This window comes from Pseudomonas resinovorans NBRC 106553 (genome assembly GCF_000412695.1).
GTDB lineage: Bacteria > Pseudomonadota > Gammaproteobacteria > Pseudomonadales > Pseudomonadaceae > Metapseudomonas > Metapseudomonas resinovorans_A.
The window spans coordinates 66,979-91,697 of sequence record NC_021506.1; the positions used below are offsets into that span (position 1 = coordinate 66,979).

Annotated in this window: 33 protein-coding genes; 11 read left to right on the forward strand and 22 right to left on the reverse strand. The window is 53.9% G+C overall.

Features of this window, described 5'->3' with window-relative positions:
* Positions 1–64: 64 nt before the first annotated feature.
* Both PCA10_RS30545 and PCA10_RS28515 read left to right on the forward strand, forming a co-directional pair.
* Positions 65–385: a hypothetical protein gene (locus tag PCA10_RS30545; protein WP_028622368.1), complete on the forward strand. Its 321-nt coding sequence runs from the start codon at positions 65–67 to the stop codon at positions 383–385.
* 100 nt (positions 386–485) lie between these two features.
* On the forward strand, positions 486–827 hold the full coding sequence (locus tag PCA10_RS28515) for a hypothetical protein (protein WP_016502326.1): 342 nt from the start codon (positions 486–488) through the stop codon (positions 825–827).
* Positions 828–996: 169 nt separating this feature from the next.
* On the opposite strand, the gene PCA10_RS28520 is transcribed toward PCA10_RS28515, so the two are convergent.
* Entirely contained in the window at positions 997–1,863 is an 867-nt protein-coding gene (locus PCA10_RS28520) for a replication initiation protein (RefSeq protein WP_011077915.1), read from the reverse strand.
* 1,005 nt (positions 1,864–2,868) lie between these two features.
* Here PCA10_RS28520 and PCA10_RS28525 point away from each other — a divergent pair.
* The 9 genes from PCA10_RS28525 (at position 2,869) to PCA10_RS28565 (ending at position 11,749) form a co-directional block, all read left to right on the forward strand.
* Complete coding sequence (locus tag PCA10_RS28525; protein WP_011077916.1) at positions 2,869–3,348, forward strand: hypothetical protein; 480 nt, start codon at positions 2,869–2,871, stop codon at positions 3,346–3,348.
* Positions 3,349–3,549: 201 nt separating this feature from the next.
* On the forward strand, positions 3,550–4,683 hold the full coding sequence (locus PCA10_RS28530; protein ID WP_011077917.1) for a ParA family protein: 1,134 nt from the start codon (positions 3,550–3,552) through the stop codon (positions 4,681–4,683).
* Positions 4,684–4,842: 159 nt separating this feature from the next.
* Positions 4,843–5,871 (forward strand): ParB/RepB/Spo0J family partition protein, encoded by a 1,029-nt coding sequence (locus PCA10_RS28535; RefSeq protein ID WP_011077918.1) that lies wholly within the window; start codon positions 4,843–4,845, stop codon positions 5,869–5,871.
* Between the two features lie 394 nt (positions 5,872–6,265).
* Positions 6,266–6,571 (forward strand): hypothetical protein, encoded by a 306-nt coding sequence (locus PCA10_RS28540; RefSeq protein WP_011077920.1) that lies wholly within the window; start codon positions 6,266–6,268, stop codon positions 6,569–6,571.
* Positions 6,572–7,526: 955 nt separating this feature from the next.
* Positions 7,527–8,516: a ParB N-terminal domain-containing protein gene (locus PCA10_RS28545; RefSeq protein WP_011077922.1), complete on the forward strand. Its 990-nt coding sequence runs from the start codon at positions 7,527–7,529 to the stop codon at positions 8,514–8,516.
* Positions 8,517–8,581: 65 nt separating this feature from the next.
* The gene (locus PCA10_RS28550) at positions 8,582–9,208 is read left to right on the forward strand and encodes a hypothetical protein (RefSeq protein ID WP_016502327.1); all 627 of its coding nucleotides are present in this window, start codon (positions 8,582–8,584) and stop codon (positions 9,206–9,208) included.
* Positions 9,209–9,395: 187 nt separating this feature from the next.
* Positions 9,396–9,755, forward strand: coding sequence for a histone-like nucleoid-structuring protein, MvaT/MvaU family (locus tag PCA10_RS28555; RefSeq protein ID WP_011077924.1), 360 nt, complete (start codon positions 9,396–9,398; stop codon positions 9,753–9,755).
* A gap of 144 nt (positions 9,756–9,899) precedes the next feature.
* Positions 9,900–10,385 carry a hypothetical protein gene (locus PCA10_RS28560; RefSeq protein WP_011077925.1) on the forward strand — a complete coding sequence of 162 codons (486 nt, stop codon included), beginning with the start codon at positions 9,900–9,902 and terminating at the stop codon, positions 10,383–10,385.
* Positions 10,386–10,450: 65 nt separating this feature from the next.
* Positions 10,451–11,749 carry a hypothetical protein gene (locus PCA10_RS28565; RefSeq protein WP_011077926.1) on the forward strand — a complete coding sequence of 433 codons (1,299 nt, stop codon included), beginning with the start codon at positions 10,451–10,453 and terminating at the stop codon, positions 11,747–11,749.
* 100 nt (positions 11,750–11,849) lie between these two features.
* On the opposite strand, the gene PCA10_RS28570 is transcribed toward PCA10_RS28565, so the two are convergent.
* The 21 genes from PCA10_RS28570 to PCA10_RS28655 form a co-directional block, all read right to left on the reverse strand.
* Complete coding sequence (locus PCA10_RS28570; RefSeq protein ID WP_011077927.1) at positions 11,850–13,109, reverse strand: tyrosine-type recombinase/integrase; 1,260 nt, start codon at positions 13,107–13,109, stop codon at positions 11,850–11,852.
* Positions 13,106–13,513, reverse strand: a complete 408-nt coding sequence (locus PCA10_RS28575; RefSeq protein ID WP_011077928.1) for a hypothetical protein — start codon at positions 13,511–13,513, stop codon at positions 13,106–13,108. Before PCA10_RS28575 ends, PCA10_RS28570 begins: the two co-directional genes overlap by 4 nt.
* Before the next feature lie 320 nt (positions 13,514–13,833).
* Positions 13,834–14,589: a serine/threonine protein phosphatase gene (locus PCA10_RS29975; RefSeq protein WP_177326962.1), complete on the reverse strand. Its 756-nt coding sequence runs from the start codon at positions 14,587–14,589 to the stop codon at positions 13,834–13,836.
* A gap of 60 nt (positions 14,590–14,649) precedes the next feature.
* The gene (locus tag PCA10_RS28580) at positions 14,650–15,327 is read right to left on the reverse strand and encodes a GNAT family N-acetyltransferase (RefSeq protein ID WP_016502329.1); all 678 of its coding nucleotides are present in this window, start codon (positions 15,325–15,327) and stop codon (positions 14,650–14,652) included.
* A gap of 25 nt (positions 15,328–15,352) precedes the next feature.
* Positions 15,353–15,742 carry a hypothetical protein gene (locus PCA10_RS28585; protein WP_011077931.1) on the reverse strand — a complete coding sequence of 130 codons (390 nt, stop codon included), beginning with the start codon at positions 15,740–15,742 and terminating at the stop codon, positions 15,353–15,355.
* A 147-nt stretch (positions 15,743–15,889) separates the two neighbouring features.
* Positions 15,890–16,738: an N-6 DNA methylase gene (locus tag PCA10_RS28590; protein ID WP_016502330.1), complete on the reverse strand. Its 849-nt coding sequence runs from the start codon at positions 16,736–16,738 to the stop codon at positions 15,890–15,892.
* Between the two features lie 58 nt (positions 16,739–16,796).
* Positions 16,797–17,147 (reverse strand): phosphatase PAP2 family protein, encoded by a 351-nt coding sequence (locus PCA10_RS28595; protein WP_011077933.1) that lies wholly within the window; start codon positions 17,145–17,147, stop codon positions 16,797–16,799.
* A 12-nt stretch (positions 17,148–17,159) separates the two neighbouring features.
* Positions 17,160–17,435: a hypothetical protein gene (locus tag PCA10_RS28600; protein ID WP_011077934.1), complete on the reverse strand. Its 276-nt coding sequence runs from the start codon at positions 17,433–17,435 to the stop codon at positions 17,160–17,162.
* Positions 17,436–17,793: 358 nt separating this feature from the next.
* Positions 17,794–18,243, reverse strand: coding sequence for a type II toxin-antitoxin system PemK/MazF family toxin (locus PCA10_RS28605; protein WP_011077935.1), 450 nt, complete (start codon positions 18,241–18,243; stop codon positions 17,794–17,796).
* 105 nt (positions 18,244–18,348) lie between these two features.
* A complete protein-coding gene (locus tag PCA10_RS30550) occupies positions 18,349–18,600 on the reverse strand; it encodes a hypothetical protein (protein ID WP_028622361.1) in 252 nt (83 codons plus the stop codon).
* 116 nt (positions 18,601–18,716) lie between these two features.
* Entirely contained in the window at positions 18,717–19,070 is a 354-nt protein-coding gene (locus PCA10_RS28615; RefSeq protein WP_011077937.1) for a hypothetical protein, read from the reverse strand.
* A 362-nt stretch (positions 19,071–19,432) separates the two neighbouring features.
* Positions 19,433–19,591: a hypothetical protein gene (locus tag PCA10_RS30770; RefSeq protein WP_020190238.1), complete on the reverse strand. Its 159-nt coding sequence runs from the start codon at positions 19,589–19,591 to the stop codon at positions 19,433–19,435.
* An 11-nt stretch (positions 19,592–19,602) separates the two neighbouring features.
* Positions 19,603–19,785, reverse strand: coding sequence for an FmdB family zinc ribbon protein (locus tag PCA10_RS29985; protein ID WP_016502332.1), 183 nt, complete (start codon positions 19,783–19,785; stop codon positions 19,603–19,605).
* 11 nt (positions 19,786–19,796) lie between these two features.
* Complete coding sequence (locus tag PCA10_RS28620; RefSeq protein ID WP_033050531.1) at positions 19,797–20,153, reverse strand: hypothetical protein; 357 nt, start codon at positions 20,151–20,153, stop codon at positions 19,797–19,799.
* 77 nt (positions 20,154–20,230) lie between these two features.
* Positions 20,231–20,467 carry a hypothetical protein gene (locus tag PCA10_RS28625; RefSeq protein WP_016502333.1) on the reverse strand — a complete coding sequence of 79 codons (237 nt, stop codon included), beginning with the start codon at positions 20,465–20,467 and terminating at the stop codon, positions 20,231–20,233.
* A gap of 125 nt (positions 20,468–20,592) precedes the next feature.
* A complete protein-coding gene (locus PCA10_RS30680; protein WP_158491055.1) occupies positions 20,593–20,757 on the reverse strand; it encodes a hypothetical protein in 165 nt (54 codons plus the stop codon).
* A 9-nt stretch (positions 20,758–20,766) separates the two neighbouring features.
* Positions 20,767–21,276: a hypothetical protein gene (locus PCA10_RS28630; protein WP_011077941.1), complete on the reverse strand. Its 510-nt coding sequence runs from the start codon at positions 21,274–21,276 to the stop codon at positions 20,767–20,769.
* 357 nt (positions 21,277–21,633) lie between these two features.
* Entirely contained in the window at positions 21,634–22,377 is a 744-nt protein-coding gene (locus PCA10_RS28640) for a hypothetical protein (RefSeq protein WP_011077943.1), read from the reverse strand.
* Between the two features lie 270 nt (positions 22,378–22,647).
* Positions 22,648–23,178 carry a protein-tyrosine phosphatase family protein gene (locus tag PCA10_RS28645; RefSeq protein ID WP_011077944.1) on the reverse strand — a complete coding sequence of 177 codons (531 nt, stop codon included), beginning with the start codon at positions 23,176–23,178 and terminating at the stop codon, positions 22,648–22,650.
* Positions 23,179–23,286: 108 nt separating this feature from the next.
* The gene (locus PCA10_RS28650; protein WP_011077945.1) at positions 23,287–24,168 is read right to left on the reverse strand and encodes a prohibitin family protein; all 882 of its coding nucleotides are present in this window, start codon (positions 24,166–24,168) and stop codon (positions 23,287–23,289) included.
* A gap of 282 nt (positions 24,169–24,450) precedes the next feature.
* Positions 24,451–24,687, reverse strand: a complete 237-nt coding sequence (locus tag PCA10_RS28655; RefSeq protein WP_016502335.1) for a hypothetical protein — start codon at positions 24,685–24,687, stop codon at positions 24,451–24,453.
* Positions 24,688–24,719: the final 32 nt, after the last annotated feature.

A 24,719-nucleotide genomic window follows, 5' to 3' on the forward strand; every position in this document is an offset into this window, starting at 1 on the left:
AAGGATTTGGGTATTCCTGGAGAGGTGGCAATGTCTTCTCACACCCGGAATCAGAGCAGCAACCATGACTTACAACGAGACCCTTGCTTCCTATCAGCGCCTTCTTGAAGCCAATCCAGGGAAAGCATTGCAAATCGGCGACGATTGCTACGCGGTGCTGATCAACGGAACCTTGAGTGGGGCATACGCCACCCTGGATGGGGCTGTTGATCTTGGGACAATCTTCCACTTTGATCGAGAAGCTTGGGATGCCGAATGCGAGTGTTGGGACGGCGATGTTTCTGGCATGCAAACAGCATTTTGCGTAGCCACTCCCTCCCTTGTTGAACTTCCGCCACCACCCGCGGGGAATGGCACGCCCAACCAAGGGAAAAAAGAATGCTAGGGTTCGCCGCCAATCCGATGCCGAACAAAGCCAGGGGAATTCCGTTTGGGATTTACGGGACTGCTGGCAGGATGAATGCAGATCAAGGGAGCCGTAGCTTATGACAGCCATCCAACTTTTCCAGCAGCGCCAATCGGAGCCGGTATGCACCGATCTGATTCAGATGATTCGTGACGGCATGATTCGCCGGCTCAAGCGATTTGTTGTAGAACCTTACGATGACGGCATCACCTGGGGGATTCAGACAGTCGCCATAGCAACACCTGATGCTGATGACGGCGACCAGTTTCCGGTTGTGATTGTCGACCTCCACGAAGACGACCAGGCTGCAATGTCGTTTGCCCTGAGCGTCTTCGACGCGCTCAAAAATGCAGGCCGAGCATCAGGCGAGGATGTATGCCAATGGCGGCGAAGCCTCTTCACGCTTGTACCTAATTACTGAGCGCTGCGCGCCCCAGACCGGGCCAAGAAAAACCCGCCATTAAGGCGGGTTTTTTGTGGAAGTGGCACCAAAAGGACGGCAAATGACGATTCGAATACCTAAGCGGAAAAAACCGGCACCGGCGACACTGCTCACAAAGGCACAAACGGTCGTCAGATGACGACGCAAGCTAATCTGGTTGCTCTCCTTCCTCTGCCGAAACAGCGAACAGCAGACCGGCTTCTTGTGCTTCAGCCAACTCACCCAAAGGCTTCGTGATCAGCCATTCGCTTTCTTCGGCAGGGTCATACTCAGGAAGCGGGGGAAGATCTTCAGGGTCAAGTTCCAGATTAAGCGGGAGCTGTGCGAGGTCACAGAAGGTGAACTTGATTGCGATCACCTTCCGCCCTTCCCTCCTCAACTCGTAGCTGACATCCAGATTGCTCTTAGTCTTCAGCTCCGCAACTGCCGGATCTATGACTCTCTGGCGGAGGTTGTTGAATCGTTGATAGGCATCCGACAATCCGAGGGCGACCCGCAAGGATTCGACCTCAATGTAGGCCCATCCTGTCTTCCGAAACTGCATCAGCATCTCAAACAGCCGGAACGAATGGCTCGAGTCCAGGCAGGCAACCCGCCGAAGATCATAGCTAGTCACTTTGCTGTACAGCATCGTGAGATAGGGCATGACATGGATGGTGAACGACAACTCAACGCGACCCTCACCATCCAAATACTTGGCCCGATCGACCCAACGCTTCCGCTCCATGCCAGAGCCGTCAAAGGTCTTAATATCGCGCTCGTACAGCTCATCAGCTGCCACTTTCATCTGCTCATAGGCATGCCTGAGCTGGACGCCGTAGATATCCGAATAGTCCACGGCCGAGACAGACACCTTTTTCGGCATGGGCCTTCTTGGATCGAGTTTACTGATAGCCGCGAGGATCAACCGCTGCTCGTTGAGCGTCAGCCGGTACGACGCGGTAATCAGCGTATTGGATTTCGTAACCCGGAGCGGCTTAGGTTCCGGCTTGGCAGGTTTGGGTAAATTGGACATGTCTGGCCCCACGATTAGTAACGGAACCCTACAGAGAGATTACGCTGTAGTCGATACCCAGGAGTCGGTTAGGCTCTAGACCCCAGTAAAAATGGGCCTCACAGCCAACCACCTCATCCAATCGCAAGACAAGGGACAAATCTGTAGTCGATAGGCAGTAGCCGTAATTTGTAGTCGATTGGCGTCCGTTCGCCACGTAGAACAGCCGTAATCTGTAGTCGATAGCGTGGGACAGCTTTGATCCACAGCCGTAATCTGTAGTCGATACCGAAGATAGGGCTGCAAAACTGCCTGGTCATACTCGTCCATGCACAGCCGTAATCTGTAGTCGCATCGAGCTGATGACTGTAAAAATAGCCGTAATCTGTAGTCGATAGGTCCAACGGTGAACTCAAAGACTATTTATTGGCGAATCCACCAAGGCAGAGGGCAAACCACTGAAAAACGTCAAATAAGCGACGGGTAATTTAAAATATCATTTAAAAACAATGGGTTACTGCGATTTCTATCCAAAGAAACGCCACTCAGGCAAATTCAGAACACAAAATTGCTTGAAATCGAGCCATAAAAACTCAAACTCGTGCTACGTGCAGCATCCAGCAGCCGGAATCTGTAGTCGTTAGACACAGCCCAGGCCCTCCATCCGGCCTGTGGATAACGGCCGCAATCTGTAGTCGTCACAGCCGGAATCTGTAGTCGCTTCAGCCGTAATCCATAGTCGCAAAGCCGGAATGTGTAGTCGCAATGCCGTAATTTGTAGTCGATGATCCTCTGGAGGCCACGTAATACAAGGGCTCCAGCTCTCTAAAAACAAGAGAACAACAAGAGAAAAACAGTTAAAAGGCTTTTAAAACTGAAAAGCTAATTTTCTGAGGGTTGAAAAACCAAAAGCAGACTCACAATCCAATGGCTGTTTTTCCGACGACAATTCGGTTCGAAAGCAGCACACCCACCAGGTCGGCGAGGAGAAAATGATCCCATCCGAATATGACCTGGAGGAACCCAATGAATACTGCCGCTTTCGCGGGCGTCGCAGCTTATCTGCTCAGCATGGCTGTCATAGCGCCGGAGCCGGTAAGCCTGACTGTAGGCGTTACGACGATCGTCGACGTCCAGCAGCACTACACCATCATCGACAAGATTGGTACGTCCTACACCGGCGGCCCGGTACTTAATCTCTCAGAATGGGAGGTAAACCTGGAGGGTGTCACTGACATTCAGCTGGCCTTCAACGCTGAAGGGGTACTGGATGTCGCTACGGTAAAAGCTGACAAACTTCACCTGGAGGAAGTGCTAAGCGGGCTGAGAAGCCAGCTGCAAATTGGCACAGACGAGTCCAGCCACGGGTTTGAGAACATCACATTCTTGTCTGGCTCCACCGAGGTAGTGGTCGAATCGCATCCCATGGACACCCAATTCACAGTCAACTACATAAGCGCGGACTTCAAACGTGCACGCACCGATGCCCAAAAACAGTACGCCTGACCGCTGACATCGGCTCTCGCTTTACCTAGCGTGAATTCGGGTTTAGTCTCCAAAACATCCAAGCCAAGCCGAACTGTGAGGTGGAAAAAGCCGTTTCCAGTTCGGTTTTACAGGCAAAAACCCAGCCTGTACCATGATTTTTCTTGAAAAAGCGACTTAACGTATTATGATTCACCTGTATTCAACAATGCAGGGATCGTCATGCAGCAGCCAAGCGAGCAGTTTGAAGAGGAATCCGTCTATTTCACGGATTTCTCCACCCTCCTCTACCCCCCAAAATTTGCAGCCGATTGTTTTGGATTGACTACCCGTCGTCTTCAGGACATTGAGGATGAAAACGGGCTGGAAATTCGCCGCATTGCTCGCGGCACTGTCCCAACTCGGGCTTATACCCTGAGTGATATTTTCGATATCGCAGCGATCCGTAGAGCGAAAGGTCAAGCAAAGGGGCTACCACGGCAGGTTGTGATATCAACCTTCGTTCCCAAGGGCGGCACGGGAAAAACGACTGTAACGGTCAACCTGGCAATCTACCTCCAGATGCAAGGGCTCCGGATTCTTATCATTGATAATGATCCCCAGGGCGACTCGTCGAGTGAGCTGGGGTATGACCCAGATTTGGCAAGGTCTGACCTTGAATCGATGGGAATTCCTCCAGAGCGCTATGTTGAGGGCAACCTAGGGAACCTTCTGAGCCCAGAGCTGAGAGGTCGACAATTCGAGCCATTGTCTTTTGAGCAAGTCATCAAAAAACCATTCGGCGAGAACGGCCCCCACCTCATCCCAGCTGATGCGTACCTCGAGGATCTTGTTGTTGCTTTAGACGCAGAGAACAATATGGATTTCTGGTATGCAGACTGGCTAGAGCGAGCCAGGACTGGAGAGATTCCCGGTATTGATACGTCAGCCTATGACGTGATCCTTTTCGACAATGCCCCTACCGCTTCTCGACTCACAAAAAACTCCATCGTCGCTAGCGACTTTGTTATCTGCCCTGTTCGGATGGATAAATTCTCTTTCCGCGCCCTTATGCGGCTGAATGAATGGATGGTTCGATTTGCCAAGGCATACCGTCGCTCCCCTGTTGTTCTAGCAATCCCGACCATGTTCATCAGGAACCGTAAACGCATCTTGAATAACCTTGTCGTTCTGAACGATCTCTTCCCTGGTCGGGTTGCTGAAGAAAAGCTCTATTACTCAGAAGACTATGGTAAAGCGCTGGATCAAGGCATTCCTCTGATCGTATGGAAGGGCGCTACCAGCAAAACTATTGACTCCATGCGCTCAGTTTTTAGCGAAGCACTCCAAAAAATCCGGGAGTTTGCTTCTCAGTGACTGGTGCTCGGAGCACCACCTGGGTTTTGAGCTTCACTGGTGCTCGGAGCACCATCAGTCTGCTGAGCTTAACTGGTGCTCCGAGCACCACTTGAGATCTTCAGCAGCCCCAAAGATTAGATGCGCTCCACGTTACAGCGGTTAATTGACGGAGAAATTATGGCTAAGTCAGAGGATTTTCCAGGAAAGCCAAAAGATGCGCCTACCTGGATGTCTGGCGTCAAAAGGACGCCGGCGGAATTGCCTGAACCCAATTTAAGAGTTTCGGTTAGGGAAATGCTTGCTCAGCAACAGGTCAATGAGCCTGTTGCTGAGCAAGCGGTAGCAGGCATCGAGGGCGAGAATAGCCAGGCTAAAGTCTCCGGCAAGGTTCTTGAAACGGGAGCCGCGAACGGTGTCATAGCTGAGATCAGCACCAGCAATATACGGGTATCGCCATTCCAGCCACGTCTGGCATTCAGCGAGGCTGCTATCGAAGACCTTGCAAATTCGATCGCTTCTGTTGGCTTGGCCAAGCCCGTCACTGTCAGACCTATAGGTGATGGCATTTATGAGCTGGTCGGCGGTGAGCGCAGATGGCGTGCTCACAAATTGCTGGGCCGGGAGACCATTACGTCATACGTCCGTGAAATGGACGACGCTTTGGCGCAGATCCTTGCGCTGACGGACAACGAAGGCCAAGAAGCGCTCACGGAGTACGAGCGAGGTAAATCTTACGCAAAAATTTTGGATTCTGGAGGTGAGCCATCTGTCAGGGCGCTGGGCCGCCGGTTAGGAGTCAATCACTCGATAGTGAGTAGATGCCTATTGCTGATGGACCTACCTAATGAAGTGAAAGCCATTCTGGACACGAATCCAGGACTCATCGGTGGGAAGCGGGCAAAGGATTTTATTGAATTCAGCAGCAAAGAGCCCGAACTACTTCTGCGAGCCGTGACGGCGATGCGTGATGAGCAATGGACACAAGAACACGCCCTACGTTGGCTAGCTAAGGAAATTGCTTCACGGACCCAGCAAAACTCGTCCAGCAAATTCACCGATACTGAGATCAGTGGTATTGGCCGGGTTCGCGTAGAAGGAAAAAAAGTCGAGCTTCGTTGTGAGAAAAGTGTCGACGCGAAACTGATTGCGGAGCAGTTCGAGGCCTTTTTAAAGACAATTGACCGTTCTTTGATCGAGAGCGAATGATTCACATTTGCTTTGTAACTAAATATTTCAGACGCGAAACAGGTTAGAAAACGTGCACACGAAGGCGATGTGCCATGACAGAATATGGTTTTTTAGACTACGAGATAAGGACATATGGCAACCGCAGTCGCGCAACCAGAACACAGAGTGGTGCAACCGCAGACACGATTCGCCGCTCTCGCACAGCTGTCAAAGATTGAGCCTGAGCACCTGCACGGCCTGAGCCGGATTGAGCTGTTTTCGGTAATTTCAGAGCACTGGCTGAAGTGTTCAGCCCCCGCTCGGATTCACATGTTGAGCAGCGAAGATCGGTTCATCCGCGGTGAAGCGCGGGCTCAGAACAAAGCATTAAGCGTTACGCAAATTTGCGTGGACCAAGCTCCAGGGATTATCTATGAGCAATTCAACCAAACACCGTATCTCGCTGGCGTATGAGCACGAAGGTGAGGTGCGACAGGCCTCAGCTGAGGTGAACCAAACGAAGGCGAGCATCACCTTCAGCGGGCTTCCGAGCGTAAAGTTCCAGGTGTCACTGAGCGATCCTGAACAGGTGATATTGCAGTTGCCTACAGACCGCAAAGGAAAAAAACCGACGGTTTCTTGCGACATATCCTCGATCCCTGAGTTGGAAGCGGCGATGGACGAGGTGCGCAGGCAAGGTTGGCTTGGGCCAAAGGTGTCAGTGAGTGAGTGCGGGTGAACCAGCGTCGGTGCCTTGCTCCGAGATCTGGGCGAGTGAAGTTGACCTCAAGGAATCGCACAAGCGCATCCTTTTGCACGAATCGCAATTGACCCTCCAGCTCATTCGTTACTCTGTTGCTCTAGTGCGAGCAGAGAGTAGGCCAGGAGGCCGCAGGCCTAGCAGGGAAGCTCAAAGGAGGCTGTCCCGGAGCATCCCAGGCTCCGGTCGGGAAATGATCTACATAGATCCTCGTAGTAATCTATGCTTTCACCAGCCTGTTCGCCTTCCTTGTGTGTAAAGGATCGAGCTTACGCCGGGCAGAAAACTCAAAGCATCAATTAATGAAACTAATTACGCCTTAAATGGTCTGTGATGGCCTAGTGTTTGCTGTAGACATGGCCCTAGCTTATGCTGTGCTATGAAACAACTTTTTATAGGTTTTTGCCGTTCTGCGACCCGTTTACGAGCTGAAAAATGACGACCTTTTGACGCCGTTTTTGTGTAGTGATGCGGAACTGTATATCTATACACTGATTAGCATGCAGCCTTTGCCTTGACAGAAAATACCGAGATTCAGCCATGATCACAAAGATGCCGCCCCATGTAGTCAGAAGCTTTCCCTACTGGGAAACGCCACCAGAGCCGGGCCAGGATTTGCATGAATTGAAATGGGGTGTCATGGAAGTCCTTTCAGACAAGTCGCTTAGATTCGTTGACACAAAACCGGATCAAGCAGCACTCGAAGAACTAATAAGCCAACTTCAAGAGAAGATTTAATTTAGATTTTTTATTGTCTGGGCTTCTCTAGAACACCAACCCCTGCTTATACGGCAGGGTTTTTTTTTGAATGAAGATTGAGCCTAGGGTAGCAACAATGATCGCGAATTCAGACGTAAAAACGACCTGAAAAAGCGTCACTTGTGCGCGTCTTCGACGTATCGTTCTTGGATAAAACAGGAACGAGAAGCTGCTTATGCAAAGCTATGATCTTGAGTTTCACGATTACGCTCAGCTATTTCCGCTAATCATCGGAGATGACTACGAAGCCCTGCTTGAAGATATTGATGTCAACGGACAGCGTGCCTCGATCGTTCTCTATGAAGGAAAGATCCTTGATGGGCGCAACCGGTACCGCGTTTGCAAAGATCTGCTGATCGAACCCCGAACAGAGGAATACACAGGAGATGATGCCCTAGGTTATGTCCTCTCGCTTAACCTCTATCGCCGGCAGCTCACCGTTGCACAACGGGCTTTGATCGCTGCCGAGCTGTCCTCACTGCGCGGGAGTAGCGCTATCACTGTTGACCTGGAAAAGGCCGCCGGGCAGGAGCTGGAAGCCGCAAAAATGGCTATTGAGGAGGCAGCCAAAGTACTGGGTATCAGTCCGCGCTCTGTGTCTTCTGCGTGCAAGGTTGTCCGAGACGGCACCCCGGAGCTGCTGGATGCTGTCAAGGCCGGCGACGTAAGCGTATCCGCAGCGGAGCAGGTGGCTAAGCTGGAAAAAAAAGCACAGCAAGAACTGTGTAGCCGCGGGCCTAAGGCAATTCGTAAGGCTGCGAAGGACATGAGGGAGGAGGGTAGGTCGAAACCTGCGATGCCTAATAAGCCACTTCCGCTCTCAGATAAAAACGGTCTCCTGCCTCCGCCAGTACCGCTTGACGATGATGAAAATGAAGATGGCGCATCAGCCCCTGATGCACCGGCAAACCAAATAGCCGCGATTGAGCAAGAATCGGACGTTTTCTATACCTATGAGAGAAAGCCGGCGGCTCAGCTCCTGTTCGAAATGGCTGATGCTGGAATGCAATTTGGCCGAGAAGCTGAGGGCGTTGCCGACGACATCATGAATGAGGTTGAAGAGGGCCTGGATCTTCAGTTCCTTGCATTCGTTGTTGACGTAGCCAAGAGGCTAGAAAATCGGGTGAAGGCAAAAATGCAGGCCCGATATGCTGAGGAGACATGAGTGTTGGGATTTTCTGGAAGGGTGATTTCATAGGTTAAAGCCCGAACAGAAAAGGAGTACCCCGCATGCAAACAACTCAGGACGACACCGTAATGGATTTTGGCCCGAACCTCTTCGGTGGCGAGGGTGGCTCTGCGTCCATCCCTTCCGCTGATGATGCAGATGCTACGAACAAGGCCCAGGAGGGTACGGCGAGTATTTCTCATCAGATGACTGAGGGTTGTACCGAAGAAAACACGGCCGAGGCCGGCGGCGGCCAGGCTGGTGGTAGCAGCGCTCCCTCGAGCAGCAATGTTGCACCTGGCGTGAATACTCAACAGGCAGCCACTCAAACCAAGGCAGGGAAGTCCGAAGTTGGCACCAAAGCCTTGTCCAGTGTGAAAGCAGCCGTGAAGGTTTTCGAAAGCATTAATGGCTTCGACGAGCAAAGTGCGACTCAGCGTACTGTCGTTCGCGATCTAATGTTAAAGCAGTCCGAAGCCATGGAACTCAAGCTCCAGGGCAAGAAACCTCCCGAGGGTGAAGACTTTGATTCCATTGCGAAGCAGCTCCGGCGCGAGAACAACCGCCTCGACTCCCTGCTTGAAGGTAAGGAATCACTGTTCGGCAAGGCCCGGGAAGCCGCCGAAATTGCGATCGAAAACATGCAGGGCGTAATTGCCGAAATCAACCGTTTGGAGGAGGAGGCTTAGCCCTCCTGGACGCCATGAACAAGAAACTGTTCGTCGACATTCAATTTTACGCATTCTGGCCTTCCGCCGGATTCCTTGCGGGCTATGCATTCCTTGCATCGGCAGGCATGATCTAACCAGCAGCCCTAGCAAGCCTGGCGCGCACCGTCACGGCTCAGGGCCATGTAACCCAGACCAAGGAGACAAGATGTCCCTCATCACCGAATACCGAGCCACAGAGGAAGCCATCAAGGAGCTTCAGGAACGACTGGAGAAGCTGAGCGGAAATGAAGCCCTTTTGAAAGAGATGGAGTTCGAGAAAAAGCTGCGGGCCTTGATGTCTGAGTATGGCAAGAGCCTGCGCGACATCATCGCGATTCTTGATCCGGACTATCGAAAGCAAATTACCCATCAGCCTGGCAAACCTCGTGCGCAACGAGCAGTCAAGGTCTACCGCAACCCCAACACGGGTGAGCTCGTTGAGACCAAGGGCGGCAACCACAAGACGCTCAAGGAGTGGAAGCAAGAGCATGGCGCTGCTGTAGTCGAGACATGGCGAACCCAGTGAGTTTGCGCTACCGCGGATCTTCTAAAATAAAAGGCCGGTGAACCCGGCCTTTTTTGTGAGTTAGGTTTGGCCACCGGGAGCTTGGGTTTTTTCAATTGAATGCGAACTTGAAATGGAGGTAAATAATTATCAACGGAGGATCAAATGGATAGCACTGAAAATGTCGATGAACGCCTGTTGGCCGCGGTTATGGATGAAGCGCAAACAGACTTCAGCATAGCCAGGATTGCAGTTGAGAAGATCCGCCAGGGAGCTGAAAGCATCGCCGCCGGCATGCACGGTCGCAACCATGTAAAGGCGTCATTCGAGCATTATGACGGTACACCGATGTCGCCTGAAGAAGCCTTGGCTCACCAGTGTGTCCATGCGGCAAGTATCGGAAAATCCCTCGGGCAGGAATTTCTTCTGAAGGCACCTGCTCCCCTTCTGGAGCAATTTTCCGCCGTGGCAGGGAACCGTAACGTTGCGGACAGTGGGGCAATGCTCGCAGGCCTGCTGCATGGGTTCATGATTGCATTCGCCACGAAGGAAACGGAGGAGCGAGCGCTGAAAGCGATGCTGGAGGTTGCCCGGATCTGCGACGAGGCCAACAATATTCGAGGCACCTCTTTCGGCCAAGCCAGCGAATGAATTATTGCTCGGCGGGTAACTGGTCACCGTTTATGCCCATTGAGGCACTGGAAAGGAATTGAGTCATGTCTGACGACAAACACGTCAAAACTGAGCCACCGCGGATGCTGTTCGTGGACGAGTACAGCAACTTTTTGGGGGGGCTGAATGACACGCTGAAGGAAGAGTTGCGAAAGGTGTCTGGCGTACCTAATGCAACCTACCTGGTCAATGACGGGAAGGTGTTTGTCTTCGACAAGCTGGTACACCTGGTGAAAGAGCGCCAGAAGGAGCAGCCGCATGCACAGCTGCAAGAGATGGCCCGCAGCTTAACGGTCGAAGAACTGGCTCTCAGCTTGATTGCCGAAGCAACTGTTTCTGCCAAGGAAGCCGTCGAGGCCTGGGGAGTAGTGCCGGTTCCCTACCAAACGGAAACTCTTGCGGCGATGGACACAGCCACCCTTGAATCTCGGGCGACTGGCCGCTTAATCCTGCACCGCCCCTTCAATGCTCGAATGCCGGGGGATTTCCAGGAGGAGGGCGACGTGAAAGCCGCGTTCGCCAACCTACTGGTGGGTGGTGTTCTCCCTGGTAGTGGTGACTTCACCTATCGCGGGCAGCCGATGACGCTGCGCGATCCCTTGGATCTGGCGCTGCTGCCGGCCCGGCCTGAAATCCCCGAAGGGCCGGCGGCTGAAGGCTGGGTCTACACGGCGCTGGGTAACGTCGAGTTCGAGGCGGGCTTTGAGCCAGTCTCGGAGGTGATGTTCAACGCCGTGAAGGAAACTGAAGCGAAGTGGCGTGGCGATATCGCTCATGCCGCCAAGCATGCTCAAGAACGAGCTGCAGAGGTCTGGGCCCAGGCTGCCGGCCTGCGCCTGGAAACGCTGAACGACCCGACGGATGAGGTGCCGGAGTACGGGGAGGAAGAATTCCCGCAGCTGCGAGCTCTCTACCCAGAACTGTCCATGCTGTCGGATGGCACCCTCTACTCGTTGTTCGACGTGTTCCAGATGGAGTGCCACTTCATCAACGGGTGGGCGGCGAACCGTGACGACGATTTTCTGTTCTATCTGCTCGGTAAGGTCGCAGACCGCAAGAACGATCACGACACGGCTAAAGAGGTCGGTGAGTGGGTGGCCGACGCCCTGTTGCATGGTGCAACCTTGGATGCTGCCCTGGAGATCGGTCGTAGTGCTGACCGATACAACCAGGCGATCGGCAAGCTCGCGCACCGGATTGCCGATGCCATGCGCTTCCTGGCTGAGGACAAGAAAGCGACCGATCTTCGTGGTCGTACTATCACGACTATGGGGGACACATTCCGGATCGGCAGGAAGTACAACGCCACAGCTATGGTGGTGGAGCAGAAACTTCCATTCTGATCTCACCTATGAAATATAGGAACTGCGAGGGAGGGGGCACAGTTCAGGCAAAATTGGTTGTTATTAGGGCGCTTCTGGCAGAGCGCCCTCACCTCGGTGGTCAAGCGGCCGGCAGAACCTTGGCCAGATCTGACCCAGCATCAGGGGCAAGCTCCGAAACCAGATCCGATACCTCACCTTGCACCTGAGGAGCGTTGGCGACAAGAAAGTCCCCCCAATCCTTCATCAGGGCGCGACGCTTATCCAGCAAGTCACCTCGGTTATATGCTGCTTCAACCTTACTGTTGAGGGTATGCGCGAGAGCCATTTCGCAAACCTCTCGCTGGTGATCGGTTTCTTCTGCGGCCCACGTCCGAAAAGTAGATCTGAACCCATGCGGTACGACGCCATCGACCTGGAGCTGATCGAGCACCCTTGCCATGGCATTGCCGGGAATAGGGCCTGTTCGCCAGGAGTTGAGAAATATCCATTTGTCATGCTTTCCGACCTGCTGCCGTAGCACCTCGAGCATTTGCTCCGTAAGGGGTACCCGATGAGCCTTGCCCGCTTTCATGCGTTCTGCTGGGATGTACCAGATTTTCTCCTCCCAATCTATTTCCGGCCACTGGGCCCCGCTCACCTCTTGGTTACGGGTCGCAGTCAGAATTGCGAATTCAACAGCACGAGCTGCTGACCCATCCAGGGAATCGAGCCTGGCCAACAGCTCGGCAGTGCGTAAAGGTGTCGGAGACGGGAAGGGGACTACCGTATGCGATTGCTTGGGCAAGAGCTTGTCGAGATGACCACGCCACCGTGCGGGGTTTTCACCTTGCCGAAGCTTCAGTGCCTTCGCTGCATCGAGCACGAGCTCTATGCGATTCCGGACGCGGTTCGCCGTGACGGGGATCTTGCTCCAGATCGGCGTCAGCACATCCAGGATATCGTCCGTGTCGACCTCGGCTATCCGAAATCCGCCTATGGCAGGGTAGACATGCTTCGTGAGTGAATTTTGCCATTGCTGGTGATGTTTCTTAGACCAGCTTGATGAATGCGTGCGGATGTACCTTTCTGCCGAAGCCCGAAACGTGTGGCTCGTTGTGGTTCGTGAGGCTTTGGCAGCTTTGACCTTCGCACGCTCAGCGGCTGGATCGACGCCACGTGCGATATCGAGCCGGTATTTGTCAGCCTCCAGCCGCGCGTCTCTGAGGCTCAAGGCAGGGAAGGTCCCCAGGGCTAGATCGTGCCGTTGCTTCGCCAGCATATAGCGAAAGACCCAACTTTTCCGCAGGGTAGCTGACACACGAAGAATCAACCCTCGGCCGTCCTGGTAGGAGCCGGGCTGGTCGACATCCTTGACGAACTTAGGGGTCAGTTTGCTCATGAGGTGCCCTCGGTCACCGGGCCATTCTTTTCATCCACCGGCACGTCATCCTGAAAAGCGAGAGAAATGTTCTCCGGTGGGACAAGGTGAAGGCAAGCAAGCTCGTACCCCGCATCTGAAACGAGGTGTAAACCGGAGCGATCAACGGCGAGAACGGAAATCGCTCCAGGCTCGTCATCAAGCGCTTCACCAAGCCAGTTACTGAGTGCGTCTTCTACTGCCAGCATCGACCCAAAGAAATAGACCATTTCCTTGGCTTCACCGAGTAGTTCGGAGCGAGGTCCAATCTGCGGCCGTAAACCGTCACGGAAGATGGACTCAAGATTACGGGTTGGCGTGACGTGGTAAATCTCACCAGAAATCGGCTCGTTTTGAGCGTGCTCATTCGAAGCATGGTTTTTCACTACGGATTCCTCGCGGCTCGTTTGTTCGCAGGCGCTGATACTGCAATCGCGCCAGATCTCGCCGGAATGTAGGAGGATAAGGTATCCCCATACAAAACGGCTACAGGCCAGAACCTATAAGGAATTCCAGAAAACCCAAATATTACATCCCACACCATAGCCCACAGTTGCTATCGAGCAGAATGACCCTTCCAGGAAGCAGAGGAGGCGGACCGACGAGAGCATGAGTACCTGGACCAGGTGAGGTAGGGGAGAGGAGAGGAGAGGGGGAGTCGCCCACCCGGCAGCAGGCCTGAATCCTCGGCCGGGTTGTCGCCTGATCAGATTGAATGGATGGCTTCTGAGCCGCCAATTTCAACTATGGTCAATAGCCCGTTTTCAAAAACACCACCAGTATCAATATATCGAACATTCCCTAAATCAAGGACGGCAGCGACTTTCGTGTGGCCTACAAAGATCCTGTCGATACCAGCAACGGGGATGGTTGTTTGATTTGCATGTCGAGACCTACGCCACATTGCTTCCGTGGCATGGTAGTTCCTATAAGAGTCGCCTAACTCACCTGTCAGAGCCTCTTCGAAGCGCGACCAACTTAGGCATGTGCATTCAGCATGAACAATTCCAAACTTTTCGCCGTTGCGGCCTTCGACCTGAATAGCGATGGGTAGACCATGTAAAGAAAGCCCTATGGACTTCTGCTCGTCAGAGGTAAGGGAATAAAACCATTCTCCACCGTACTTCCGATGTCCAACTGGTTCGGTATCTAGTCCGCCTTCAACACACCAGTAGTCATGATTCCCCATAACAGACTTGAACCAAGGCTTCTTCAACCACTCATCAACTTGGTGTGATTCTGGCCCTCTATCAACTAAATCACCTACCGAAAATAGTCTGTCTGCATATTCGTCAAATCCTACCGAAGATAACAGTTTCGATAGCTTGCTGAATTCACCATGAATATCGCCAACCACGAAATCACGCCCAAAAATATTTGCTCCATACTTCGCGTAATAGCCATTGGCGCTCACGCTGACCGGGGCATGAATTGCAGAAAGATGAGGGAATTTTGGCATCATAATAGGCTCGCGATACGCTGTAATTGTTGGCATACAGACCATTTTCGGAACGGATAGCGCCTAGATAGATAAAGGGTTCTTGCGTTGCTCAACGAAGTACGCAACCTCTTGAGATATTCGCTTTGTTTCAGCGTCATACTCATCGTTGATAGCAACAGCCCGATCCCCGCCAAGTTCGCTAATCAAGCGTTGAGCTTCTTGAGAAACCGCACTTTGTCTGTTCAGGAAGTTCGGGTCTATGACGTTCATATTGTAGGAACCGCCAATTCGCATAGCGACTTGAGACCCTTGGGCCTCGCACATTACGAATCCGATCTTTTCATACGCCTCTACGAGTTTTGGAAAGCAGCTCAGCGCTATGTCGGTGAAGCGTGGTTTTAGGCTGGCAATCATCGCAGTCATAATTCCCTGATTGCGGTGGGCTGAATCGACGCAAATATAATTGATGCCACAAGCAGTTGCGGAGTCGTTAGCACGGGTGAGGGTCATAAAACCTATAATAGTTGATGCGGAATTTACAGCGATTACTAATTCTGAATTGATCATCAGGCTAATTGCTGGGTCTAGTTGAAGTTGGATATCAGTGAGCATCCACGCACGAACTACGCCGAACATTGGGTGGGTAGTGCTTATTGGTCGGTTGACCAAATCCTGGCTATAGCGATAGGCCATCCGCAAGATTTCTTCTTTCTGCGAATCACCTAGTTCTTTAATATTTTTGATTGTAACAATTTCCATGATTGCTCCTTTGTGTTCGCTTCGGTTATTTGCTTTCAACAATATGCCACTGACCATCCCAGTTTCGGATTTTGCATTTAGCAGTCATTCCGCGCCCGGTGTGGATGCCTTGAACAACGCCCTCACCAGGCCCCGTTCTGGCAAAGTTCACACGGCCACAGTCTTTGAAGGCGACCTGATTCATGAATCCCCCCCTGCTTTGCACCGCGTCCTCCCCGGCTGCCGTATCGACTGCTCGCTGGCCGTTTGTGATGCGAGTAGCTTGAATCACGGTCGAGCCGTCTTCTGCCTTGCTGTAGTGCAAAGTGCGCTCGTGTTCGACAGCACCGGTACCGACTGCGCCCCCCGAATCTCGCGACGAGTCGCAGCCGGCCAACGAGAGGCCAAAGAGGGTGTAGATAAACAGCTTGCGCATAGATGGAGCTCCAATGATGTTTGAGGAATAAGCATGCCAGCGCGGGAGAAAATGCCAACTCAAGTTGATGCATTTACTGCCCTGGGCGGGAGCAGGGCGTTGTATCTTCCTCCGGTGTGTCGGAGATATTTCCGCCAGCAATACTCATCAGAACAGTGCGATTTGTTGGCCACTGGTTGCGGGGGGGGCAGTGAGAGTGGCCAAGTCCCGGAACAGGACGGGCGTAGTATTTTCGTCTGGAGGATTGGTGATCTCGCTGGCCATGGTCTGGTGGCGCGTTAGCCTGGCGCGCCATAGACCCATAACGTGTGCCGGCGTGTACCACAGCTCCCGTTCTTCCAGCGCCAGCGTGTTACCGAGGATCAGAATTGCGGGAATGTGCAGAAGGCTGAGCTGGAGGTAGGTCATATGAACTGCGCGGGAGTCGACATCCTGCGCAGTCACATGGAGGCAGCGCTGGTAGTTGAAGCCTTTGTCTCCCAACGCTTCGGCGATCGCGATCACCATAGCTCCCGCACCGGATGCTGGTTCGTTGACCGTTATAAAACCTCGCTCATCTAGTCGCTTGCGCAGATCTGCACCATCCCCAAAGAGTTGTGAGGCCATGAGCTTGCAGACTGGGTAAGGGGTGAAAAACTGTCCTCTTGAGCTGTTCCCCAGCTCCAACTCGCCGAATACCTGGCCAAGCACATCGTCAGGCCCATATTCCATTGCCATGGTGAGTTCAGCGAGCATCTGGGGAAACCGATGCACCTCGCTCGGCTCATACTTCTTAATGACGCTCATGTAGCGTTTTTCACGCTCATTACGCTGGGCCAGGTCCACGCTGTTGCTCATCGCTAGCGCGCCCATTTCGCAGAAGTCCGCAAACACATCCCACAAGTGATGGCGATGGCTGTTTGCGTTGAGCAGGCGAATGAGGTTTTTACGGTGTTCTGCCGGGCTCGAGGATTCGGTCTTTGCGTTTGCGTGTCTTGATTTAGCCATGGTGCTCATCAGCTGCTATCGGGAACGTTAGGACGAACCTAACCCGAAGTGATGAGAACCCAAGAAGTCAGTCGATCACGATCTCTCGCACTGAATCCCAGTCGTTGGGGGAAGCATCGCCGGTGGCAAAAGCGAACCGCATACCCACGGTCGGTCTGCCTTTCTTCATGAGATAAGCCGCAGCTCCAGCGCACATCGACTCGTGCCCCGAGGGTTCATAGTTCCCCTCATCGTCCCAGTTGCCACCCCGTTTTGAATGCACGGTCTTGTGGCACTGGAAAGTAGATTGATCATCCTCGATCAGGGTAGAAATAATCCCCTCCAAGCGCCCGCGGCTTAGCGGAATGGCTCCTTCCTTGAGGAAAGGGCAATTCGCACAGGGTTTTTTCAGTCGGAAATGCTGCTTGATCGGATTCACTGAACCGCATCCTTAGCGCGAAACATCAATGGCGAAAACCTCGACTGGATCTGCGCCGAAGTGTGGATGAACGATCGTCGTCAAGCGATAGCCCTTCCAGGGCAACACAAGTCTTCGTGCGTCGTCTCCGCGCTTCGGATAGCCCCGTGTCAGCTCAATCTGGTCGAAGCTCTGTCCATCCAAACGCCGTCGCCAATAGGGCGTGGCAGCTCGGAATTCTTCCGGCTTGATCCCGGCCTTGATTGCGTCGAAATACTCGCCTTTGAGCGGCAGTACCAGGGTACGCATGAATAGGGTTCCTTTTCAGAGCGGTCGAGTGCAATCTAGGCTCCGATTATCCCATTTGCCAGGCACAACCCAAGCGCATAGCAGGTGGGATGGAATGCTGGTGGCTACCTGATAAGCGTAGGATGTGCGGTTGGAGAAAGCCGATGCTGCCTGGTTGGGATGTGACGCCCAGCGGCAAGCTCTGAAGGAAGGGGGTAGAGAAGGAGAGAGGGAATCTCAGAAAGGCAAAAGCCCGGTGATTAACCGGGCTTTGCAGGTCCCTCTAGGGGGATAAAACTCAAGTGCCTCAAGGGCTACGTGGGAAATAATAGGGTCAGCTGACACTTATGTCAACTATTCAGTAAGCATTTGACCTAGGCTATTTCAGCAATCCACCGGCGTTAACGGCCTTAATCACTGCTGTCTGAATCAGGGTAACGACCTCTCGCGATAGCACCTGCTCAAGATGACCACGCATCGCCCTGGGCTTGAATAGGCGCTGTTTGCTGACCTGCTCAACGAGGTCCGCTTTGGCCCACCTGGTCTGTTGCTTGAAGTACGGTAGCTCGTCAATCAGGTCGCTCCCCAGCTCGACGTGTAGCCCGCGGCTGAGTTTGCCCATGTCCTTTGTTGTCGATAGCGGCACGACAATGCAGGCATTTGGGTCGATGCGCGCGTTGAGCACAACAACCAAGCGGTTTTTTATCATTTCGGGCTTCAAGCGATAGTCATAGTTCTTGAAAACTATGACGCCGTTTTCATCGTACTGATAATCGCCGTAATTGCATTCCAAGATCTGCCCTATCTTGGGTTCAAAATTAATAGCCATCAATCGTCCTTAAAGCTGGATCGCTGCCAGGCTGCATGATGCCACAGCGCCACGCATCCCGTGCGAACGAGTGCTGGGACAACCGATGCAATTTGCATTTGAGTATCAAGGCCGGGGCAGCCAGCGGGTGAGTGCGGCAAGCAGCCATCCCAGAGTGCACCAGGTGGTCAACATGAGGAAGCCTAGGAGGGCGATGCCAGTGTTGCCAAAAAGCCCGCCAAAAAGCAGCAGGAAGGCCTGAGGCGCGGCTTCGAACACCCCAGACCAGATCAGCGTGGCATTGGCCACCCCGGCTAGGAACATGACCCATGCAAGGTATTCCGGCAAATAGCTCGACTTGAGTGTAGGGGACTGCATGAGGCAACTCCTTGTTGTCAGAGGGGGAGATGCTTTCAGGCTATTTCCATTACGCGATATACCAAGCCAACAAAAAGCCCGGCGAGCCGTGCTGGGATTGCTGTTGGTGCTAGTCCTCAAAACGCAAGCTCTTGCTGTCGGTCTGCGTATCCGCACCAACGGGCAAAGCAGTCGGGATTACCCACTTCCATCTCTATGTTTCCGGCGTAGCCATGGGCGCGGGCGTCACGGATCAGTTCTGCGATAACTTCGGGACTGTCTCCCATCTCGAAACAGGTATCGAAAGTACGCTCGCCCAGTCCTTCAAACCCCCGATCCCACAAGTGATAGCTGGTGATCTCACGCACGAGGTTGTGGCGATAGGCTAGCTGCACGAAGCGCACACGGGCCTTAAAGCCCGAAGCTGTTGAGAGGCCTACCTTGTCGCGTAGACGAAACAGTTCGTTGATGGTGGAGGTGGTGTAAGACATAAGGCGATCCGAGCTTTCCAGAAGATGCCTTCAGGTTACTGCATGAGGTGGGAATCCCAACCGGACTCAACGAGTCTCGGGAGAGCCGATGCCAAATGGCGGCATGATCAGAATTTCATAGACAGAAGGGGCAGGGGATCAATTTGCACTCTGATGCCGGTGTATTGGGCTGAAAGCCTCCCATCCAGAGGAAAAACGCCGTGGGGAATTTCAGGATCGGTGCCGTGCCACATCCGGGCGCGGTAGTCGATCCGGAAGAGCCCAACCTCAATCCAGTGGTGGGGAGAAACGGCCCGGCCAGCAACGAGCTGGTGGCCAAGCCGCGCTGCCTCGGCCCAACTCGTTTAGGGCTGGGCTTTTTCCTATGCATCCATCTTCGGGGGGGCTGGCTTGATGAAAACCACCACACCCAGCCAATTCATCAGTGCGTGACCTGGTGCGGAGAAGTCGCCACCTGGTAGCAGCCGGAAGCGCTTCGCAGCCCTGATTTCAACCTGTTTCGAACGAACGGTGAAGATCATGAACTTTTCCGTTACTCGGGTTGATCGGTGACCAGCTCTACGCCGCCATCCCATTCGGCCAGGACTTCGGCACCGCACGCGGAGCAGGCCGTAGTCACTTCGGGCGATGATTCAGGCAGATGCAACTTGCCTGCTTGGCCGCACACGGTGCAGCGATACACGTACAGAACAAGCGGAGCATTGGTGATCGACATGTCATATTTTCCTATATTCCGTCGCTGTCGGCCTTGGTTGAAATGTAGCGGCATTGCTCGGAATAAAGCTCGTTAAATGGCAAAAGACATAGTTGCTGAGTGCCATCCCTAAAAGTTCGAAGCTCGACCCTCTCAGTGCGTCCAGAATCGAACACAAAATCATCGCCTACGACTGAAAACTCGTCCGTGGTCGTTTTGACGAAGTGATTATTTGATATCAGTAACTCCCCGGCCAACCGGTAACTTTTTAACGTTCGACCATGGATCATCTCCTTAACTGCCCAACAGCCCCAAGCGACTAGGGCTGCTAGAGCTATAATCGGAAATATCTTCACAATTTTTTGCTGGTGATCTTTGAAGTTATTCATGCACGGTATTTTCCTGGTTGCCGTGGGCGCTGTTCGACCGCACTTCAGCTAGCGTCGGCAGACCCATGGGTTTCCCCTCAACCCACCGTGGGTTTGTTGGTGCCCGTTTTCAAAGGCTGGTTGGCCTCCTTGAATTCGTATTGCTTTACAGGTCGCATAGCAGCCATAAAACCATCCATGAAAAGCCAGGCAGAGAATGTGGCCCCGATTAATACCGCTACCCGGCCAACCCAGTCGTTCACTCCGGTTGAAACAACCAGTTGCATCACCATAGCCGCGAACCAAAATGCGATTGCCTTGTTACCTGAAAACATACTGACCGTCCTGTTTGGGGAGTACGCAATGTGGCGTCCTCGTCTACGTCCTCGGCCCAGCTTTTTAGGGCTGGGCTTGGGGTGTATCTGGTCGGCAGATCCGCCGCGTTTTCCTCGAACAGTTACTATTGATCGGCCATGACTGAACACACGTAGATGAACCACGTCAGGCCATCAGTCACCACAAAGAACCCGAGCCACAGCTTCCAGAAAGATGCAGCTTGCGAGCTGAGCCATCCAAAAAAAACAGCGAGAAATGCTGAGAAAAAAATTGCTCCACTGATGCTCATGTCGATTTCCTACAGAAAAACGGTGTCAGTGAGGGTCTTGCTGCCATCGGCGCCGATGGTGGTCATCCGCATCCGTGCCCCCTCGCCACCGCGCATTTCAAACCCTTCGGGTGGGTCGATCAGAAACCCAGCTGTACGGGTGCTTGGGTCGCCAAGACCGTAGACCGGGTTCTCACCTTCGGCGCTGGGGGTCACATCGCCAAAGCACGGCAGCACCGCCTCAATCTCTTCAGGGGTCAACGGTAGGTACATGTTATTGGCGTGCTGCACCAGTTCACCGTTGCAGTGCCGCAGCAGGTAAATATCAGACCCGAAAATGCCTTGGCGACGGCGGATCTGCACAACGTAACCAACCTGATTCACCAGGGGTGCAGGGCCTGGGCCAGTCCGCACGTATTGACCGAACACCGGCAATTGATCCTGGGCACCGGCAAACATAGTTGTGGCCCGCTCTCCCCAGTCAGCCGATTGAAGTACGCGGGAGAACACCTCTTGATAATCTGGCTTTGCGCGATCCATGTTTTTCCTGCTCGATCATGAGGGCCGAAAGTGGCCCTGCTCCTACTGCCTCGGCCCAGCATGGCTGGGCTTGGGCGTACCTGGGCGGTTTCCGTGATCAGTTGTTGGGGGTTGATTCCAGAAGCTCGCGGACTTCATCCGCATACGCCCACCAGATGATGTCAGTCCGTTCAACGCTCCAGCCGTCACTACATGCCGTGCTCCAGTTTGGCTCGTCACCCTCATCAATACAGTTGTAGTCAGTGACCTTGAGGACGTGCAGGCCGTAGGTGGCAGTCAACGCGATGAGTTTCGGTGACTCCCCGTCAATCAAGCGAGGTACATCTGAAGGTGAGTGCCTAAGCATCTTGTTTTCCCTCAAGCAGCGGCTTGATCGGCCTGAGCCATGATCGCCTTGGCCGCGTGGTTGATCATGTAGAGCTGAGCATAAAGGCTGTCGCAGGTCTTCGTTATCCGGTGCTCGTACCACTCTTCGCCGAGGCACAGGACCTCGGCATTGTCGCGCATGAACTGGTGCGCCTCTTCGGTGAAACCGATGTTCTCAGCGAGGTCAAAGAGGTCGTCCCAGTGCATCCAGCGATCATCGCCATTCTCCAGATCGCGGCGGTTGGTCACGGTCAGGGCGCGGAACTCCCCCCAATGCTCACCACGAACCAGGTCCGCATCCTGCGCCCAGGCTGGCAGGGCGTCCCAAATTTCCTCGGAGCAGTTGTCGTGCAGTTCCCGGCAGATGCTCGACACCAGTACCTGGCGGAACAGGGTTGTGCTGAATACCTGCTTTTTGTGGGACTCGTTGAGCTTGGTGTGCAGGTAGTAGGTGACGTCATCACCCGCAAGGAACGATATGCCATAGCCCAGGCCGACACTGAACGTCAGGTCGCCGATATCGCCGACAACGGCGATTCCGAACCGGGTCATCATGATATCGAAGGCATAGGCGGTGGTGCTCTCGGCCTTGCAACGCCAGACCTCAACGTCGGGCTGCTTCACCAGGCAGGTGTACTGGTGATTTTTGAGCTTTTCGGCGGCACGGGCCTTGCTCTCGGCCTCTGTCTGCCGGCGTTCTTCGATGTAAGCCGCTCGCGTTGTTTCAACATTCATGATCCGTTCCTTGACTGCATGTGGGTGACAAAAGATTCAGCTATGAGCGTACTGCGGCTAGCCGAAAACCCAATGGCTGGTTGAGCGACAGTGCGTTGCTCAAAGAAAAGCCCGCCGAGGTTAAGCCTGGCGGGCTTTGGTAATAAAACGAGCAGCTTCAGCGGCACCACAGACGAGACAGGAGGGGGAGGAGTGCCTTGGGAGCATAGCTTCTACCATGAAGCTGCCCAGGGCCTAATTTACCATGACTCGCTGCGGTCTTCTGCTCTCTCAGGAGAACAGCGATTTGATCGCCGAAAGAAGGCTTCGCTTTGGCGCTTCTGGTTCCACTGGTGTTCTTGCCGCACGGTAGGCTGCCATCAGGTGAACATCGTTGGCCAACATCCGGTAGACGCACTGGTTTGCGTCTGGGGTCGGCTTATGCAGCTGGTACCCATGATGTTTGCTGATATACAAAGCTACCGCGGCACTCCGGGATCGCCCGGCCTGGCAATTGACGGCGATATTTTCCCCTTGATCTGCAATTTCTCGGATGCGCTCCCGCAGCACGTCAGCCTTGCTGCTGAGCAGGTAGTCGACGTAATTCCGCTCAAAATCTGGCCCGTATATCTCGATGACTTCTTCGTCAAAGCCAGCATCAATGAAGTGGTGGTAGCTCACGCTCTTCCACCGTGCTTCGTCGATGCAGGCCTGATCTTCAAGGCCATCAGATATCGATAACAGGTGCCAGTCGGGGCCTGGCGCGTGTGCTTCAGCGTCGCTGCGCGATAAAAAGATGCAGCTGGGTATGGTTCGGTGCATTTGTCTCTCCGTTGCCATCGGCATGACTACTGGATTGATAGATCCCTTTTTCAATGAAAAAGCCCGCGAGCTGGTCAGGGCTGCGGGCTTCTAGTGTGGAAGGATGGATTACTTCTTGGCGTCGATGAACGGCAGGGTTCCGCCTGGAAGTACCGTGGTAGGCAGCACGCCGTTCCAGCGCTCGGCTTTGGTAAGCTCGACCAGGCCGGGGTTGCTGCCCAGGGCGCGGGCGCGGGCGTCGATGGCTTTTGCTTCCGCTTCGCCGCGCAGCTGGATGCTTTCCGCTTCGGCACGTGCGGCGGCCAGTGCCGAATCCGCGGTAGCCTGGGCCTGGGTGACGACAATCCGCGCCTGGATCTGCTCAGTGGCCAGTTGCTGCTCACGAGTCTTCACGGCAACCTCAGCGCGCATGCGTTCTTCGATCGACTTCTCGTAGGCGTCACTGAAGTCGATGTTCTCGACTTGCACACTGTCGATCACCACCGGTCCACTGATTGCGCCCTTGATTGCGGTGGCGATATCGGCAACCAGCTTGCCGCGTTGCTGTACGGCGTTGACGGCGGTGTACTGACCGAAGACGTTTTCTACCTGTGTCGGGACATGGCGGCTGATCGCCCTTGTCAGCAGGCCGTCCAGATCGGCGTAGCTCTTGTAGACATCCGCGACCTCACCTGCCGGCACGTGCCAGCTGACCGAGACCGACAGCGTTGCAGCCTGCTGGTCACGGCTGTACGCCTGCAAGCCGTCCCACTTGGTGGCGTTGTTCTGTATCGAGATCGCTTTGGCGCTGTCGATGAAGGGGATTTTCCAATGCAGGCCTGGATCTGCCACCTCCATAAAGGCACCGTTGCGCAGGACTACTGCGCGCTCTTTCTCGTCGACGGTGTAAAACGAACCCAGCAGCAGACCCACGCCAATAACGGCCGAAACGGCAATCAAGCCGAGAGCCAGGGGAGATTTGGAGGAGGATGAGAAATTGTTGAATTGCATACTGATGATCCTTGGTGGTTGGTCGCCGGATAGTTTGTTAGGTACTGACTGAGGAATGTCCCGATTTCAGGCGGTTTTATCGCCTGAAAGCGGGCTAAGCTGTTTGTGGTTTGCGGTGTTTTTCTCCTCGGTTTCGGCCGCGTTGCATTGGCCACGCTATAGGCATGCCTGAAATACCCAAGTCGCCTCGATACTGCCGGCTACCTGGCTGATTGAGTCACGGGGGCTGACAGCGCGAAAAAAGGCGACACAAATGGTCGCCTGAGTTCTATGGGTCTCCGTTTAGAGGCTCTTCAACACACCCCAGTGAACTGGACGGCGATCCGCCTTTTCCAGTGCCTCCGCTGCTACCGAGGCTTGCTCGTGCGAACTCCACACGCTGTCGGAGCAACGCTCAACTCCGTGCTCCTGGTCTCGGAAAATCAGGTCAAAGGTCGGAGCCTCATACTGGTCAGAGATATCCCGCACCACAAAGCGCTCGTGCTCGAAGTTTTGTGTCACGGCGGATGTGGCGCTCATAGGCATAATCCTGCCTTCAGGGAGGCCTCGGA